Annotated in this window: 16 protein-coding genes; 4 read left to right on the plus strand and 12 right to left on the minus strand. The window is 69.8% G+C overall.

The window, feature by feature from the left end:
- Positions 1 to 8 precede the first annotated feature (8 nt).
- Both ABB33_RS05715 and ABB33_RS05720 read right to left on the minus strand, forming a co-directional pair.
- The gene (locus ABB33_RS05715) at positions 9 to 239 is read right to left on the minus strand and encodes a hexameric tyrosine-coordinated heme protein (protein ID WP_056931454.1); all 231 of its coding nucleotides are present in this window, start codon (positions 237 to 239) and stop codon (positions 9 to 11) included.
- A 131-nt stretch (positions 240 to 370) separates the two neighbouring features.
- Positions 371 to 664, minus strand: a complete 294-nt coding sequence (locus ABB33_RS05720; RefSeq protein WP_054666860.1) for a hypothetical protein — start codon at positions 662 to 664, stop codon at positions 371 to 373.
- 186 nt (positions 665 to 850) lie between these two features.
- On the opposite strand from ABB33_RS05720, the gene ABB33_RS05725 reads away from it, so the two are divergent.
- Positions 851 to 1,723, plus strand: a complete 873-nt coding sequence (locus tag ABB33_RS05725; protein ID WP_056931455.1) for a DMT family transporter — start codon at positions 851 to 853, stop codon at positions 1,721 to 1,723.
- 52 nt (positions 1,724 to 1,775) lie between these two features.
- Here the strand turns inward: ABB33_RS05725 and ABB33_RS05730 are convergent, their stop codons facing one another.
- Positions 1,776 to 2,672 (minus strand): peptidylprolyl isomerase, encoded by an 897-nt coding sequence (locus ABB33_RS05730; RefSeq protein WP_054666858.1) that lies wholly within the window; start codon positions 2,670 to 2,672, stop codon positions 1,776 to 1,778.
- A 152-nt stretch (positions 2,673 to 2,824) separates the two neighbouring features.
- On the opposite strand from ABB33_RS05730, the gene ABB33_RS05735 reads away from it, so the two are divergent.
- Complete coding sequence (locus ABB33_RS05735; protein WP_054666856.1) at positions 2,825 to 3,190, plus strand: PadR family transcriptional regulator; 366 nt, start codon at positions 2,825 to 2,827, stop codon at positions 3,188 to 3,190.
- Positions 3,187 to 4,176: a sensor domain-containing protein gene (locus tag ABB33_RS05740; RefSeq protein WP_056931456.1), complete on the plus strand. Its 990-nt coding sequence runs from the start codon at positions 3,187 to 3,189 to the stop codon at positions 4,174 to 4,176. The genes ABB33_RS05735 and ABB33_RS05740 overlap by 4 nt, the downstream gene beginning before the upstream one ends.
- 115 nt (positions 4,177 to 4,291) lie before the next feature.
- Here ABB33_RS05740 and ABB33_RS05745 read toward each other — a convergent pair whose 3' ends face one another.
- Together ABB33_RS05745 and ABB33_RS05750 are read right to left on the minus strand one after the other, a co-directional pair.
- Positions 4,292 to 5,608 (minus strand): polyhydroxyalkanoate depolymerase, encoded by a 1,317-nt coding sequence (locus tag ABB33_RS05745; protein ID WP_056931457.1) that lies wholly within the window; start codon positions 5,606 to 5,608, stop codon positions 4,292 to 4,294.
- 295 nt (positions 5,609 to 5,903) lie between these two features.
- Positions 5,904 to 6,500 carry a class I SAM-dependent DNA methyltransferase gene (locus tag ABB33_RS05750; RefSeq protein WP_056931458.1) on the minus strand — a complete coding sequence of 199 codons (597 nt, stop codon included), beginning with the start codon at positions 6,498 to 6,500 and terminating at the stop codon, positions 5,904 to 5,906.
- A gap of 62 nt (positions 6,501 to 6,562) precedes the next feature.
- On the opposite strand from ABB33_RS05750, the gene ABB33_RS05755 reads away from it, so the two are divergent.
- Positions 6,563 to 7,018: a CopD family protein gene (locus ABB33_RS05755; protein ID WP_054666849.1), complete on the plus strand. Its 456-nt coding sequence runs from the start codon at positions 6,563 to 6,565 to the stop codon at positions 7,016 to 7,018.
- A gap of 84 nt (positions 7,019 to 7,102) precedes the next feature.
- Here the strand turns inward: ABB33_RS05755 and ABB33_RS05760 are convergent, their stop codons facing one another.
- From ABB33_RS05760 to lpxD, 7 genes are all read right to left on the minus strand, one after another.
- Positions 7,103 to 8,062 (minus strand): acetyl-CoA carboxylase carboxyltransferase subunit alpha, encoded by a 960-nt coding sequence (locus ABB33_RS05760; protein WP_056931459.1) that lies wholly within the window; start codon positions 8,060 to 8,062, stop codon positions 7,103 to 7,105.
- A 76-nt stretch (positions 8,063 to 8,138) separates the two neighbouring features.
- On the minus strand, positions 8,139 to 11,726 hold the full coding sequence (gene dnaE, locus ABB33_RS05765; protein ID WP_056931460.1) for a DNA polymerase III subunit alpha: 3,588 nt from the start codon (positions 11,724 to 11,726) through the stop codon (positions 8,139 to 8,141).
- Between the two features lie 89 nt (positions 11,727 to 11,815).
- Entirely contained in the window at positions 11,816 to 12,457 is a 642-nt protein-coding gene (locus ABB33_RS05770; protein WP_056931461.1) for a ribonuclease HII, read from the minus strand.
- Positions 12,454 to 13,677, minus strand: coding sequence for a lipid-A-disaccharide synthase (lpxB, locus tag ABB33_RS05775; RefSeq protein ID WP_380610524.1), 1,224 nt, complete (start codon positions 13,675 to 13,677; stop codon positions 12,454 to 12,456). The genes ABB33_RS05770 and lpxB overlap by 4 nt, the downstream gene beginning before the upstream one ends.
- 17 nt (positions 13,678 to 13,694) lie before the next feature.
- Positions 13,695 to 14,486, minus strand: coding sequence for an acyl-ACP--UDP-N-acetylglucosamine O-acyltransferase (lpxA, locus tag ABB33_RS05780; RefSeq protein ID WP_054666839.1), 792 nt, complete (start codon positions 14,484 to 14,486; stop codon positions 13,695 to 13,697).
- Positions 14,487 to 14,505: 19 nt separating this feature from the next.
- On the minus strand, positions 14,506 to 14,964 hold the full coding sequence (fabZ, locus tag ABB33_RS05785; protein ID WP_054666837.1) for a 3-hydroxyacyl-ACP dehydratase FabZ: 459 nt from the start codon (positions 14,962 to 14,964) through the stop codon (positions 14,506 to 14,508).
- Positions 14,961 to 15,983: a UDP-3-O-(3-hydroxymyristoyl)glucosamine N-acyltransferase gene (gene lpxD, locus ABB33_RS05790; RefSeq protein WP_056931463.1), complete on the minus strand. Its 1,023-nt coding sequence runs from the start codon at positions 15,981 to 15,983 to the stop codon at positions 14,961 to 14,963. Before lpxD ends, fabZ begins: the two co-directional genes overlap by 4 nt.
- Positions 15,984 to 16,172: the final 189 nt, after the last annotated feature.

Here is a 16,172-nt window from a genome sequence, read left to right on the forward strand (position 1 = left end):
CTGCGATCTCACGGCCGCCAGTAGTTGTTGGCTGCGGCCACCGTCTGGAAGTTGAGCGCCAGGACCTGCGCGGCGGCAGTCAGGCCATCGGCGGAATCGGCGTATTCCGGGCGCAGCTTCTGCAGGATGGACAGGTCGGGCTGGGTGTACTTGACGCTGCGGCGGCTCAACAGCACCGCGAGCTCGAAGCCTTCCTGCGGGGTGGCGGTGATGAGGGTGTCGAGCCAATGGTCGGTCATCGCGGTGCTCTCCTGTAGCGGTGGGTGGACAGCGGAATGTGCGCTGCCACCGGCCGCAACGTCTTGACCTGGATCAAACCGCGCCGGCGACGCGCCACGTCCCCCTGCAGTCGCCGTGGCCGCGGCGCGGTTCAGCCCTCGTCGTGCTCGTATTCGATGACCAGCCCGCGTTCGCGGGCCAGCAGTTCCACCGCCCGCCGCGCCTTCTGCGCAGTGGCGGCATTGCCGATCTCGACTTCCAGTTCGTGGATGCCGGGGCCGATGTCATCGGACAGGCCGGCCGAGCTGGAGTCCTCGTCGTCCATGTGCGGCATCAGGTCGTCGGTTTCCTCGACGTGCTCGATGCCTTCCAGGCCGTGCAGCAGGTCGCTCACGGCCAGGGCGTCGTCGGCGTTGCCGGTGATGCGGATGCGCAGCAGGGGCATGGGATTCTCCGTGGGAAGGGGAATCCAGCCTGGGCAGTCGGTGGGCAAGGGAACGTGAAGCGCGCCGGTGCGGGCACGCGCTGTTTGTCAGCGGGCACGGTTGCAGGGATGCTTGCGTTCCACCAACGGAGGGATGTCCATGGCATGCGCGGTGCGGGCGGAAACAGGGGCGATGGGGCCGGGGCCATGAGCGGGGCGACACCGGCGCCGGTGGCGCGCGACTGGTCCACGCCGCTGGAGCTGCTGGGCCTGGGCATGGTGTGGGGCGCATCGTTCCTGTTCATGCGCATCGCGGTGCCGGATTTCGGCCCCTACGCGCTGGTGGAGGTGCGCCTGCTGCTCGGCGCGCTGGTGCTGATGCCCTTCCTGTGGCGCGCGCGGGCCCTGTTCCCGGCGCGGCGCTGGTTGTGGCTGGCCCCCATCGGCCTGATCAATTCGGCACTGCCGTTCGTGCTGTTCGCCTGGGCGGCGCAGCGTGCGCCGGCGGCGATCGGCGCGATCTGCAACGCGATGACCGTGTTGTTCGCCGCCCTGGTCGGGTACCTGTTCTTCGGCGAGAAAATCGGCCCGCGCCGGGCGCTCGCGCTGCTGGTCGGCTTCTCCGGGGTCGTGGTGCTGGCCACGGCGAAAGTCTCGGGGCTGGCGATCGGTACGGCGGTGGCGGCCGGCACGGTGGCGGCGCTGCTGTACGGGGTGGGGGCCAACCTGGTCCGCCGCCACATGAGCGGGCTGCCGCCGGCCGCATCGGCCGCGGCCACGCTGGGCTGTGCCGCGTTGTGGATGCTGCCGATGGCCTTGAACCACTGGCCGCGGCAGCCGGTATCGGCCGCATCGTGGGCCAGCGCCATCGCCTTGGGCATCGTCTGCACCGGGCTGGCGTTCCTGGTGTTCTACCGCCTGATCGGCCGGGTCGGGCCCTCGCGCGCGGCCACCGTCACCTACCTGATCCCGCTGTTCGGGGCGCTGTTCGCCTGGCTGTTCCTGGGCGAGCCGGTGACCCTGCAGATGCTGCTCGCCGGCGGCCTGATCCTGGGCAGCGTGGCGGTGAGCCAGCGCTAGGCCGCGGCCGCACGCGGCGACGGCCTGGCGGGGGCAACCGCGGTTGGCCGGCTCAGCGCACCGGCAGCGGAATGTTGCACAGGTCGATATGGCCGGCCGGGCGCTTGTAGAAGTCGTCGCGGCGGTTGCGGCGGGCCTCCACCATATCAGCGAAGGTTTTGGAGTCGGTGCGCAGCACCCGCAGCGGCGTGCGCTCGGCGTCCGGCACGTCGCTGGCCAGGCGGATGGATCTGATCGGCGTGCGCTGCGCGGCGTCCTCGTAGAAGCCCATCGGTTCGGGCCCGCGTTTGATCGTGCTCAGCAGTTCCATGCCCTTGAGCACGCGCCCGACCAGGGTGATGTTGCGGTCGAGCTGGCGCGGCGACTGCCCGGTGACCACGTACAGCTCGGCGCCGATGCTGCTGTCCTCGTCGTTGTTGCGGCCGGCGCCGACCGCGCCGTAGCAGTGCGCCAGCCAGGTGTGTTCGCCGTCGCTGGCGACGGCGAAGTCGCCGACGAAACCGGTTTGCGCGGCCCAGCCGTCTCGGTCGGGCAGCGCGGTGAACGCCAGCCCCCGCGTGGGCCGCTGGAACTCGGCCGGCAGGTGGGTCCTGGCGCTGCCCAGCGGCCGCGCCCTGGCCGGGTCGTCGGCATCGGCGTCGCCGAACTGGACCACGAAGTTGTCCTGCGAACGGTAGATGCTGGTGCCGTTCCAGAAGCCTTCGCGCGCCAGGGTGCGGATGTTGCCGGCGTGTTCGGGGGCGAATCCAGGGGCCAGTTCGATGATGACCCGGCCGCCGTCCAGGTCCATGTACAGCAGGTTGTCGGCGGCGGGCACGTGCCAGTCGCTGTCCGGCGAGGCGGCCAGGATCTCCTGTGCGCTGCGGTACTTGGCCGGCGCGTCGGCGGCCAGCGCCGGCAGCGGGGACAGCATCAGGGCCAGGGCCAGCAGGGTCGGGCGTAGCGTCATCGGGCGCGTTCCGTGATCGGGTGTGGGTCGATTCTGCGGGATCGCCCGGGGCCGCCGCCAGACCGTGCCGGGAGTGGGGTGACTACCGGCACATCCGCTATAGCGAAGTGAGTAATAGTGTTGGCTTCAGGCTAGTTGGCAGGAGCAAGGCGATGGGTGAGTTCGAAGCCCAACTGCGCAAATTCCAGAAGGAGCTCAGCGCCGGCACGGTGTCGCTGGCGCTGCTGGCGGTACTGGCCAAGGCCGGGGAGCCGCTGTACGGCTACCTGATCGCCAAGGAACTGGAGCGCACCGGCGACGGCGTGCTCAGCGGCAAACAGAGCGCGCTGTACCCGGTACTGCGCAACCTGGAAGGTGCCGGCCTGCTGGAAAGCCATGTCGAGCCGTCGGTGGCCGGGCCACCACGGCGCTACTACCGCATCAATGACGAGGGACGCGCCGTGCTCAGGCAGTGGATCGCGGCCTGGAATGCCACCCGGGACTCGCTGGAGTCCGTACTGGAGGGAGTCGAACGATGAACAACGAGACCAACGCACGGCCGCTGCCGACCACGATTCCCGAATACCTGGAGCAGCTGCGCGCCGCGCTGGCCGGTGCCGACCCGGCGATGATCCAGGACGCGCTGTACGACGCGGAGGAGTACCTGCGCTCGGAGCTGGCCGAGCAGCCCGGCAAGAGCGAGGCCGACGTGATCGCCGGTGTCGCCGGCAGCTACGGCGCGCCGGAGGAGGTGGCCGAGATCTACCGCGAGACCGAGGTGACGGTGAACCGCGCGCTGCGCACGCCGTTGCCCGGTCGCCGGCCGCTGCCGCCGCCGGTTGCCGCGGTCGCGCCGGGCGTCGCCACCGCGGCAGCCCCGGCCGGCCCGGTCGCGGCCAAGCCGCGCTCGGCGGCCGCGCGCTTCTTCGGCGTGGTGCTGGACCCGCATACCTATGGCGCGCTGTTCTACATGCTGTTGTCGCTGGTCACCGGCGTGTTCTTCTTCACCTGGGTGGTGACCGGGCTGTCGCTGTCGGTGTCGCTGATGATCCTGATCATCGGCATCCCGGTGCTGCTGCTGTTCCTGGGATCGGTGCGGGTACTGTCGCTGGTGGAGGGCCGCATCATCGAGGCGCTGCTGGGCGTGCGCATGCCGCGCCGGCCGATGTACACGGACAGGAGCCAGGGCTGGCTGGCGCGGATCGGCGCGATGTTCACCGACGTCCGCACCTGGCTGACGATGCTGTACTTCGTGCTGATGCTGCCGCTGGGCGTGGTCTACTTCAGCATCGCCACGACCCTGCTTTCGACCTCGCTGGCGCTGGTGTTCGCACCGCTGGCCGATGTGGCCCTGGACCAGCCCGTCAACCTCTGGATCAACGACGTGAACATGGGCGACGGCGTGTGGCTGTGGCCGCTGGCGGTGGCCGCGGGACTGGTGCTGCTGTTCGCGACCCTGCACCTGGCGCGCGCCATCGGCAGGCTGCATGGCGCAATCGCCAAGCACCTGCTGGTGCGGTTGTAAGCCACAGATAGGATCCAGCCAGACGGGGCACCTGTGTGCCCCGTTTTCCTTTGTGGCGATGGCAACGCCCGCGGCGCCATCGGCGCGCGGGCAGGTGCGCGCCGTGCGCCGGGCTTCAGCGCTGCGCGCGGCGGCGCAGCGGGGTGACGTTGCTGGCGGCGGCCTTGCGCGGTTTCTTCGCCGCGGCCGGCTGCGATTGCGCGATGAAGAAGTCGCGCACCTTCGGGTACACCACCTCGCGCCAGCGGCGGCCGCTGAAGATGCCGTAATGGCCGGCGCCCTCGACGATGAAGTGGCTGCGGCGCGCGGCCGGGATGCCGGTGCACAGCGCCTGCACGGCTTCGGTCTGGCCGAGGCCGGCGATGTCGTCCAGTTCGCCCTCGATGCTCAGCAGCGCGGTGTCGCGGATCGCCGACGGATCCACGCGTTCGCCACGCACGTGCCACTGTCCGCGCGGCAGCAGGAACTCCTGGAACACCACGCGGATGGTGTCCAGGTAGAAGCGCGCGGGCATGTCCAGCACCGCGTTGTATTCGTCGTAGAAACGGCGGTGGGCATTGGCGTCGTCCAGGTCGCCCTTGACCAGGTCGGTGTAGAAGTCCCAATGCGACATCAGGTGGCGGCTGGGGTTCATCGCCACGAAGCCGGCGTGCTGCAGGAAGCCGGGGTACACGCGCCGGCCCTGCCCGGGGTAGGGCGCCGGCACGGTGTGGATGACGTTGTTCTCGAACCACGACAGCGGGTTGCGCGTGGCCAGGTTGTTGACCGCGGTGGGGCTGCGGCGTGCGTCGATCGGCCCGCCCATCATCACCAGCGAGCGCGGCGTGGTTTCGCCGCGGCCGGCCATCAGCGCGACCGCACCCAGGACCGGTACGGTCGGCTGGCAGACGCTGACCACGTGCAGGTTGGCCGCGCCGAGGTGGCGGATGAACGCCTGCACGTACTCGACGTAGTCGTCCAGGCCGAACTCGCCCTGTTCCACCGGCACCATGCGCGCGTCGACCCAGTCGGTGACATACACGCGGTGGTCGCGCAGCAGGGTGCGCACGGTGTCGCGCAGCAGGGTGGCGTGGTGGCCGGACAACGGCGCCACCACCAGCACCGCGGGCTGGGCCAGCAGGGCTTCGACCCGGGCGCCGTCGTTGCTGTGGCGCTTGAAGCGCAGCAGGCGGCAGAACGGCATTTCCAGTTCGGTGAGCTGGGCCACGGGCACGACTTCGCCGTCGAGCTCCAGCTCGTGGATGTCCCACTCCGGCTTCTCGTAATCCTTGCCGAGGCGGTGGAACAGTTCGTTCATCGCCGCCAGCCGGTCGGCGCCGGGCATGGACGACCACCAGTGCCCCGGGGTGTTGAAGAACGCCGCGTTGGCCTGCGCCTGGTGGACCCAGGGCGCGAGCAGGTTGCGGGTCATCTCATGCAGTTGATAGAGCATGCCGGGCAATATGTATGGTCATATGGTGCCGTGCAGCATAGCGCAAACAGGCGGGTGCGGCGTTAAGCGGAGAATGACGGATGTGGCGCCGGTGGGATCCGCCCGTTGTGCGGATCGGGGGCTTCCCTGGACCTGCCGGGCGGCATCGCCCCGTACCTGCGGAGAGTGTCTGGAGAAAAGCCCCTGAGTCAGGGGGCGCGCCGAAAGGCGCGGGGTGTGGCAGGCGAAAGACGGGCCCGGCGGTCCGCGGCGCAGACCGTGGGGCGACAGCGCGGCGCGATGGCGTGTCGCGGGCTCAGCCGCCGCTCTCCAATGCGGCCACCACGTCGGCGCAGTGCGGGCCCAGCCAGCAGTGCGAGCCGGCCGCGCGGAAACCGGCCTGCGCCAGCTGGCGGCGGTACCAGCGCGCCGGGCGCGACTGGAATCCCTGGTGATCGCCATGGAACGCGTCCTCGGCGGTGAAGGTTTCCAGGAACGCCACGCCGCCGCACAGCTCAGCCAGCCCGGGCAGGCCCTGGCGCAGTTCGCGGCTGGGCACGTAGTGCATGACGTCGGCGCAGACCAGCAGGTCGACCGGCGCGCACGGGCGCAGCCATTGGAAATCGCCGAAGCGCGCCAGGTGCAGGTTGCGGGTGCGGCCGTAGCGCTGCACGGCGTATTCGCTGCCATCGAAGCCCATGTACTGCAGCCTCGGCCGCAGCTTGAGCAGCGGTGCACGCCACGCACCTTCGCCGCAGCCGATGTCGAGCACGCTGCGGATCGGACGCTCCAGGTAGTACTCGGCGGTGGCCACGGCCAGGTGCACCTTGCGTGCCAGCCGCGCCGGGCCGCCGATGTCGTCGCGGCGGTACCAGTGGTGGAAATAGGCGGCGTCGTATTGCTTTTCCTGCATGTGCGTGTCGGCGGCGGATGGGCGAAAATGCGGCCATCCTACGCCGCCGATGGAGCCAGTGCATGCAGTCGTATTTCTGGGTGAAGACCTTCCACATCGTGTTCGTGGTGGCGTGGATGGCCGCGGTGTTCTACCTGCCGCGGATCCTGGTCAACATCGCCGAGGCGGCCGGGCAGGCGCAGGTCGGGCAACGCCTGCAGCTGATGGGCCGGCGCCTGTACCGTTTCGGCCACGTGATGTTCGGCCTGGCCTTCGTACTCGGCCTGGTGCTGTGGCTGGGTTACCGGGTGCTGCCGGATTTCCCGACCATGGTCGCCCCCGGCGCCGCCGGCTGGCTGCATGCCAAGCTCGGCCTGGTCGCGCTGCTGCTGGTGTACTTCATCTTCACCGGGCGCTGGCTCAAGGGCGTGGACAGCGGCCGCGCGCTGCCGTCGTCGCGCGCGCTGCGCTGGTTCAACGAGCTGCCGCTGGTGCTGTTCATCGCCATCGTCTACCTGGTGCTGGCCAAGCCGTTCTGACCCGCCTGCCGGCATGCGCACCGCACTGGAAACGAAAAAGGCCGGCGGATGCCGGCCTTTTTCCAGTGCCATGCCGCAGCAGGCTTACGCGGCCTCGTAGGCGCCATAGCCGCGCAGTCGCGCATAGCGCCTGGCCAGCAGCTCGTCGACCGGCAGCTTTTCCAGCGCGTCCAGTTCGTTGAGCAGGACCGCCTTCAGGCGCCGGCCCATCTGCTTCGGGTTGCGGTGGGCGCCGCCGATCGGCTCGCGCACGAGCTTGTCGATCAGGCCCATCTGCTTCAGCCGCGGCGCGGTCATGCCCAGCTGCTCGGCCGCTTCCTTGTTCTTGCCGGCGTCCTTCCACAGGATCGAGGCGCAGCCTTCCGGGCTGATGGTCGAATAGACGCTGTATTCCAGCATCACGGTGCGGTCGCCCACGCCCAGCGCCAGCGCGCCGCCGGAGCCGCCCTCGCCGATCACGGTACAGATGACCGGCACCTTGAGCTCGGCCATTTCCATCAGGTTGCGGGCGATGGCCTCGGACTGGCCGCGTTCCTCTGCGTCGATGCCCGGCCAGGCGCCGGCGGTGTCGATCAGGGTCAGTACCGGCAGCCCGAAGCGCTCGGCCATCTTCATCAGGCGCAGCGCCTTGCGGTAGCCCTCGGGCTTGGGCATGCCGAAGTTGCGCTTGATCTTTTCCTTGGTGTCGCGGCCCTTCTGGTGGCCGATCAGCATCACCGGGCGGCCGCCGATGCGGGCCAGTCCGCCGACGATGGCCTTGTCGTCGGCGAAGGCACGGTCGCCGGCCAGTTCCTGGAATTCGTCGCAGAAGATGCCGATGTAGTCCATGGTGTAGGGGCGCGAGGGGTGGCGCGCGACCTGCAGCACCTGCCAGGAGGAGAGGTTGCGGAAGATCTGCGCGGTACGCAGGCGCAGCTTGTCCTCCAGCGCCCGGACCTCGGCCTCGACATTGACCGCCGGGCCGGCGCTGGCGCTGCGCAGCTCCTGGATCTTGGCTTCCAGATCGGCGATGGGCTGCTCGAAGTCGAGGTAATTCGGGTTCATCGGAAACCGTCTTGAATGAAAGTGGGGAAGTGTAGCCGAACGCGTCGGGCGCACCCGTACGCGGCCGTCCGGACCTTCAGCTGGCCCAGGGCGGGCTGTAGGCGAGCTTGACGCGGCGTACCGCGGGGTCCTCGCGCAGGGCGTCGAGCAGTTGCGTGCTGACCCGCACCGCACCGGCGCCGCCGAGGTCGAGCATGCCGGCGACACCGCCGTCCCTGCCCTTCAGCAGCAGGTCCAGGCGGATCGGCGTGCGCCCGGGGCGGTGCGTGGCCAGCAGCGGCTCGATGCGCTGCCAGATGGGGCCGCCGCGGCCGTCCACGCGCAGCGACAGGCGCACCGCGTGGTCGGCGCACAGCTGCTCGAAATCCCAGCACTGGCGGATGCGCAGGGCATAGCCACCGTTGAATTCGTCCTCGCGCAGGCCGCCCTTGACCACCAGGATGCGGTCCTTGGTCATCAGGTGGCCGAATTCGGCCAGGCCATCGGAGAAGGCGCTGCACTCGACCCGGCCCTTGCCGTCCTCCAGCTGCACGAACACCTGGCTGTCGCCCTTGCGGCGCATGCCCACGACCATGCCGGCCAGGATCACCTGCGCTTCCTGGCGCCAGCCGCGCTTTTCGCCGTCGCGCGGTGGCGGTGCCGGCGCCACCAGCTTGTCCAGCGCGCCCAGGTCGGTGCCGACCAGTTCCTTGACGTCCTCGGCATACGGGTCGAACGGATGGCCGCTGAGGTAGAAGCCCAGCGTCTCGCGCTCGCCGCCCAGCAGCTGCGCCACCGGCCATTCGCGGCTTTCCGGCAGGTCCAGCTGCGCGGCGGCGTTGACCGGGTCGGGCGCGCCGAACAGTGAGTTCTGGCCCGATGCCTTCTCGCGCGCCATCTGGTCGGTGGCCTTGAGCACCTCGGGCAGCTGCAGCATCAGCGAAGCGCGGTTGCGGCCCAGGCCGTCGAGCGCGCCGCACTGGATCATCGCCTCCAGGGTGCGCCGGTTGAGCTTGGCCGATTCCACCCGCGCGCAGAAATCCAGCAGCGAGCCGTACTCGCCGCCGCGCAGGCGCTCGGCCACCACTGCTTCGCAGGCGCCCTGGCCGACGCCCTTGATCGCGCCCAGTCCGTAACGGATGGTGTCGGCCGAGGACGCCTCGAACATGTAGGCCGATTCGTTGACCCGTGGCGGCTCCACGCGCAGGCCGAGGTTGCGTACCTCGGCCAGGAAGCCGACCACCTTGTCGGTGTTGTCCATGTCCGAGGACAGCGTCGCGGCCATGAACTCGGCCGGGTAGTGGCGCTTGAGCCAGGCGGTCTGGTAGCTGACCAGGGCGTAGGCGGCGGCGTGCGACTTGTTGAAGCCGTAGCCGGCGAACTTCTCCATCAGGTCGAAGATCTCGTCGGCCTTGGGGCCGTCGACGCCGCCCTTGGCCGCGCCTTCGCGGAAGATCTCGCGGTGCTTGGCCATCTCCGCCGGCACCTTCTTGCCCATCGCGCGGCGCAGCAGGTCGGCGCCGCCCAGCGAGTAGCCGCCGACGATCTGCGCCATCTGCATCACCTGCTCCTGGTACACCATGATGCCGTAGGTGTCCTTCAGGATGGCTTCGGTGCGCGGATCGGGATAGATGATCTCTTCCTGGCCGTGCTTGCGCGCGTTGAACGAGGGGATCAGGTCCATCGGGCCGGGGCGGTACAGCGACACCAGCGCGATCAGGTCCTCGAAGCGGTCCGGGCGCGCGTCCTTCAGCAGCCGGCGCATGCCCGAGGATTCGAACTGGAACACCGCGCCGGTGTTGCCGTTGGCGAAGATGTCCTTGTAGGTGGGCGCGTCGTCGAGCGGGATCGCGGCGATGTCTACCGGCGGGATGCCGGCGCGTTCGTGGCGCCGGTTGATCGCCTTCACCGCCCAGTCGATGATGGTCAGCGTGCGCAGGCCGAGGAAGTCGAACTTCACCAGGCCCACTTCCTCCACGTCGTTCTTGTCGAACTGGGTGACCGGGTTCTTGCCCAGGCTGCCTTCGTCGTGTTCGGCGTACAGCGGGCAGAACTCGGACAGCGGCTCGGGCCCGATCACCACGCCGCCGGCGTGCTTGCCGGCGTTGCGGGTCAGGTCTTCCAGCTGCAGCGCCAGGTCGATCAGGTCGCGGACGTCGTCCTCGCTCTGGTAGCGCTGGATCAGCTCGGCCGAGGCCATTTCCGAATCCGGCCCTTCCTTGCCCTTGCCCAGCGCGTCCTTCAGGCCGATGCCGAGGATGTTGGGGATCAGCTTGGACACGCCGTCGACCAGGCCGTACGGGAAGCCGAGCACGCGCCCGGAGTCGCGCACCACCGCCTTGGCCGCCATGGTGCCGTAGGTGATGATCTGGCTGACCCGCTCGCGGCCGTACTTGCGCGCGACGTAGTCGATCACCTCGTCGCGGCGGTCCATGCAGAAGTCGATGTCGAAGTCGGGCATCGACACGCGTTCCGGGTTGAGGAAGCGCTCGAACAGCAGGTTGTACGGCAGCGGGTCCAGGTCGGTGATCTTCAGCGCCCACGCCACCAGCGAGCCGGCGCCCGAGCCGCGGCCCGGGCCGATCGGGATGCCCTGGTTCTTGCCCCACTGGATGAAGTCGGCCACGATCAGGAAGTAGCCGGGGAAGCCCATCTTGATGATGGTGTCGAGCTCGAATTCGAGCCGCTCGAAATAGTCCTCGCGGGTCTTGCCCGGCGCCAGCGGGTTCTTCTGCAGGCGTTCTTCCAGGCCTTCGCGCGACTGCTTCTGGATCCAGGTGTCCAGGGTCTCGTCGTCGGGCACCGGGTAGTTGGGCAGGAAGTAGGTACCCAGCCGCATCTCGACGTTGCAGCGCTGCGCCAGCGCCAGCGTGTTGTCGATGGCGTCGGGGATGTCGGCGAACAGCTCGCACATCTGCTGCGGCGATTTCAGGTACTGCTCGCGGCTGTACTCGCGCGGGCGCTTGGGGTCGTCGAGCACCCGGCCGGTGGAGATGCACACCCGTGCCTCGTGCGCGTCGAAGTCCTGCGGCGACAGGAAGCGCACGTCGTTGCTGGCGATCACCGGCAGGCCGCGCTGGCCGGCGGCCATCAGCGCGAACTGGTTGAACGCTTCCTCGCCGTCGCGGCCGGTGCGGGTCAGCTCCAGGTGCAGGCCATCGCCGAACACGCGCTGCCAGTCGGCCAGCTGCTGTTCGGCCAGGTCATGGCGGCCTTCGCCGGCCAGGCGTCCGGCCAGGCTCTGGCGCCCGGCCAGCGCGAACAGGTTGTGGCAACCGTCCTTCAGCCATTGCGGGTGGACGGCGACGCCGCCCTCGGGGCGATGGCCTTCCAGCCAGGCCCGGCTGAGCAGGCGCGACAGGCTCAGGTAGCCGTCGCGGTCGCGGCACAACAGGGTCATGCGCCACGGGTCGTGGCCATCCTCGGCGATCAGCACGTCGGCACCGGCGATGGGCTTGATGCCCACGCCTTCGGCGGCCTTGTAGAACTTCACCAGCGCGAACATGTTGTTCAGGTCGGTGACCGCAAGCGCCGGCGCCTGCATTTCCACCGAACGGCTGAGGAGGTTGGCCTGCTTGGCCTTCTTCGGATCGGCCTGGTCCGGCTTGGCCGGGACGCGGATGGTGGAGTCCACCATCGAGAATTCGGTGTGGACGTGGAGGTGGACGAAGCGGGGAGTGCTCATGCCGGATCACTGCGGTGAAAGGGCAGGGTAGCGGCGGGGGGCGGAGCGGACAAGGCTTGACGGGCGGCGAATGCGCCCGCGGGCAGGGGCTACGCCAGGGCCAGCGCGTCGCGGACCGGCGCGAAACTGCGCCGGTGCTCGGGGCAGGGGCCGTGCGTGCGCAGTGCGGCCAGGTGGGCCGGGGTGCCGTAGCCCTTGTGCTGGTCGAAGCCGTATTCGGGATGGCGCAGGTGCAGGTCCAGCATGTAGCGGTCGCGGCTGACCTTGGCCAGGATCGAGGCGGCCATGATCGCGCGGTCGATGGCGTCGCCGCCGACCAGCGCTTCGGCCGGGCACGGCAGGCCCTTGGGCACCTTGTTGCCGTCGATGCGCGCGAACTGCGCCACATGGGCCACGCCCTGCACGGCCCGGCGCATGCCCTGCATCGTGGCCTGGAAGATATTGATGTCGTCGATCTCGGCCACGTCCACCAGCACGATGCTGTAGGCCAGGGCGCGTTCGACGACACGCTCGAAGAGCTGTTCGCGGCGCGCGGCGGTGAGCGCCTTGGAGTCGTCCAGGCCGTTGATGCGCGGCCGCTGCGGGTCGAACACCACCGCAGCCACCGCCACCGGGCCGGCCAGCGGACCGCGTCCGGCCTCGTCCACGCCGGCGGTCAGGCGCGGGCCCTGGCGGGCGGCCAGCAGGCCGTCGTCGAACAGGGCCAGCGTTGCGGCCGCGTGCCGGCTCATGCCGATCGCGCCAGCAGCGATGCCACCGCGTCGGCGGCGCGGGCCGAGGCGTCCTGGCGCAACTGCAGGTGCAGGCGCCGGTAGTCGTCCTGCAGCCCCGGCACGTGGCCGGGGTGCTGGAACCACCGCAGTACGGCCGTGGCCAGCCGGTCCGGCGTGCAGTCGTGCTGGATCAGTTCCGGCGCCAGGTCGCGCCCGGCCAGCACGTTGGGCAGGGCGTAGCGGTCGACCTTGACCAGTTTCAGCGCCCGGGCGATGCGGTAGGTCAGTTCCGACACGCGGTAGCCGACCACCATCGGCCGCTTGACCAGCATGGTCTCCAGGGTGGCGGTACCCGACGCCAGCAGCACCACGTCGGCGGCGGTCAGCGCGTCGCGGGCCTGGCCGTCGAGCACGTGCAGGCGCGCGGCCGGCAGCGCCGAGGCGGCGATCTGCTGGTCGAGCAGCTGCCGGCAGCGGGCATTGGCTGCCGGTACCACGATATGCAGCCCGGGCATGCGCTCGGCCACCTGCCAGGCGGCCTCGAAGAAGGCCGGGCCGAGCCGGCCGACCTCGCCCAGACGGCTGCCCGGCAACACCGCCAGCACCGGCGCGGTGGCCGGCAGCGCCAGCCGGGTGCGGGCATCGGCACGGTCGCTGTCCAGCGGGATCGCATCGGCCATGGGGTGGCCGACGAAGCGTGCGTCGACGCCATGGCGCGCGTAGATCGGGGGTTCCATCGGGAACAGGCACAGCACCATGTCGGCGCTGCCGCCGATCTTCTCGGCACGCTTCTCGCGCCAGGCCCAGACCGAGGGGCTGACGTAGTGCACCGTGCGGATGCCGCGCTGCTTGAGCCAGCGCTCGACGCCAAGGTTGAAATCGGGCGCGTCGATGCCGATGAACACGTCCGGGCGCCAGTCGAGCACGCGCTCGCGGAAGGCGCGGCGCAGTTTCAGCAGGCGCGGCAGGTGGCGCAGGATCTCGGCCAGGCCCATCAACGCCAGCTCGCTGGCATCGAACCAGGTCTGGCAGCCGGCGCCACGCATGGCGTCACCGCCGATACCGGCGAATTCGGCATCGGGGAAACGCTGGCGCAGTTCGGCGATCAGGCCGGCGCCGAGCTGGTCGCCGGAGGTTTCCCCGGCCACCAGCGCGATGCGCGGGCCGCGGCCCACGCGCGCGCGCGCGGCGGCGATGGCCGCCGCGCCGCCGTCCCCGGGCCCTGCGTGCCCGTTCACGGTGCTGCCTTCGGCACTCATCGCTGCAGCGGACGGTCCGCGTGTTCGATGAAGTCCAGCATCTGCCGGACGTCGTCGCTGTCCCGGGCCTGCTCGGCCAGCTGCTGCTTGGCCTCGGCCAGCGGAATGCCGGCCACGTACAGGGTGCGGTAGGCGCGCTTGATGGCGCCGATGCGCGCGGGGTCGAAGCCGCGGCGCTTGAGGCCTTCGCTGTTGATGCCGCGCGGACGGCCGTGGCCGTCGATGCCGACCATGGTGAACGGCGGGATGTCGCCGGTCACCAGCGCACCCATGCCGAGGAAGGCGTGGTCGCCGATGCGGCAGAACTGGTGGGCACCGGCGAAGCCGCTGATGATCACCCAGTTGCCGACGCTGACGTGGCCGGCCAGGGTGGTGTTGTTGGAGAACACGCAGTGGTCGGCGACATCGCAGTCGTGGGCGACATGGGTGTAGGCCAGCAGCCAGTTGTCGTTGCCGATGCGGGTGACGCCGCCGCCGCCGCCGGTGCCGCGGTTGACGGTGACGAACTCGCGGAACACGTTGCGGTCGCCGATCACCAGTTCGGTGCGTTCGCCGGCGTATTTCTTGTCCTGCGGCTCGCCGCCGATGGCGGCGTGGCCGATGAAGCGGTTGTCGCGGCCGATGCGGGTCGGGCCGTGGATGCTGCAATGGGGGCCGACCACGGTACCGGCGCCGATCTCGACCTCGGCGCCGATCAGGCTGAACGCGCCCACGCGGACGTCGTCGGCCAGCCGCGCCGACGGGTCGATGACCGCGGTGGGGTGGATCAGGGGGGCGCTGTCATTCATGCGCGGGCTCCGGTCGGGATCATTCGCGGGTGCCGGCGCACAGCACCTCGGCATGCGCCACCACTTCGCCGTCCACCTTGGCCTCGCCGTAGTAGACGGCCATGTTGCGGATAACGCGCTTGACCTGCACGTGCAGCTCCAGCACGTCGCCGGGCACCACCTGCTTCATGAAGCGCACGTTGTCCACCTTGACCAGGTAGAACAGCTTGGACTGCGCGTCACGGCCCAGGCTCAGCTGGGTCAGCACGCCGCCGGCCTGCGCCAGCGCCTCGATGATCAGCACGCCCGGCATGATCGGCTGGGAAGGGAAGTGTCCCTGGAAGAACGGCTCGTTGATGGTGACGTTCTTGTGCGCGACGATCGTCCTTGCCTCGGTGTCCAGCGCGACCACCTTGTCCACCAGCAGGAACGGATAGCGGTGCGGGATCAGCGTGCGGATCGTGTTGACGTCGATGGGCAACGGCAGCGGTGAGTTCATTCCTTCTCCTTGCTCACAGCCAGGACCCGGCGCGCCAGGCTGTCCAGCTGCTTGAAGCGCGCGGCGTTCTTGCGCCACGTGCGGTTGTCGGTCAATGGGGTGCCGGACGAATACTCGCCCGGTTCGGTAATGGAGTTGCGCACGACCGACTTGCCGGTGACGACGACGTGGTCGCAGATTTCCAGGTGCCCGACCACGCCGACCGCGCCGCCGAGCAGGCAGTAGCGGCCGATCCGGGCGCTGCCGGCGATGCCGGTGCAGCCGGCGATCGCGCTGTGTGCGCCGATATGGCAGTTGTGGGCGATCTGCACCAGGTTGTCCAGGCGCACGTCTTCTTCCAGTACGGTGTCTTCCAGCGCGCCGCGGTCCACGCAGGTGTTGGCGCCGATCTCGCAGTCGTCGCCGATGCGCACGCCACCCAGCTGCGGCACCTTGATCCAGTGGCCGGCATCCATCGCCAGGCCGAAGCCGTCGGCACCGAGCACGGCACCTGGATGGATGCGCACGCGCTTGCCGAGGCGCACGCGGGTGACCAGGGTGACGCGGGCGATCAGTTCGCAGCCGGCGTCCAGCGAGCAGTCCTCGCCGATGATGCTGCCGGCGCCGACGATGCAGTTCTCGCCGACCACGCTGCGCGCGCCGATGCTGACGAACGGGCCGACGTGGGCGCTGGCGGCCACCTGCGCGGACGGGTCGATCACCGCGCTGGGATGGATGCCGGCCTCGCGCAGCGGCACCGTCTCGAACAGCGCGCCGATCTTGGCGAAAGTGGTGTAGGGGTCCTTGGCGACCAGGGCGGTGCCCGGGGCGGCCTCGGCGTCATCGGCGCGCAGCACGACGATGGCCGCCCTGCTCTCGGCCAGCTGCGCGCGGTAGCGCGGATTGGCCAGGAAGGTCAGCTGCCCGGGGCCGGCATGGGCCAGCGTGGCCACGCCGTGGATGACGGTGGACGGATCGCCGTGCACCTGCAGCCCGAAACGGTCGGCGAGGTCCTGTGCGGTATGGGTCGGAGTATTCACGCCGGGAGTTTAGCGTCTGGAAGTGGCGCGGTCATGCGGCGGCAGCCAAGAGTCCGCGTGGGGTGCGGGCGGCGGCCGGACCGTTCTGGAGGAAAGCCCCCTTTGGTGAAAGGGGGCGCGCCGAAGGCGGGGGGAATCGGAAGGCGGGGGCGCGACCCACCGGTCCGCCATGGCGGACCGACGGGTACC

The organism is Stenotrophomonas acidaminiphila (assembly GCF_001431595.1).
In the GTDB taxonomy this organism is placed as follows: Bacteria; Pseudomonadota; Gammaproteobacteria; order Xanthomonadales; family Xanthomonadaceae; genus Stenotrophomonas; species Stenotrophomonas acidaminiphila.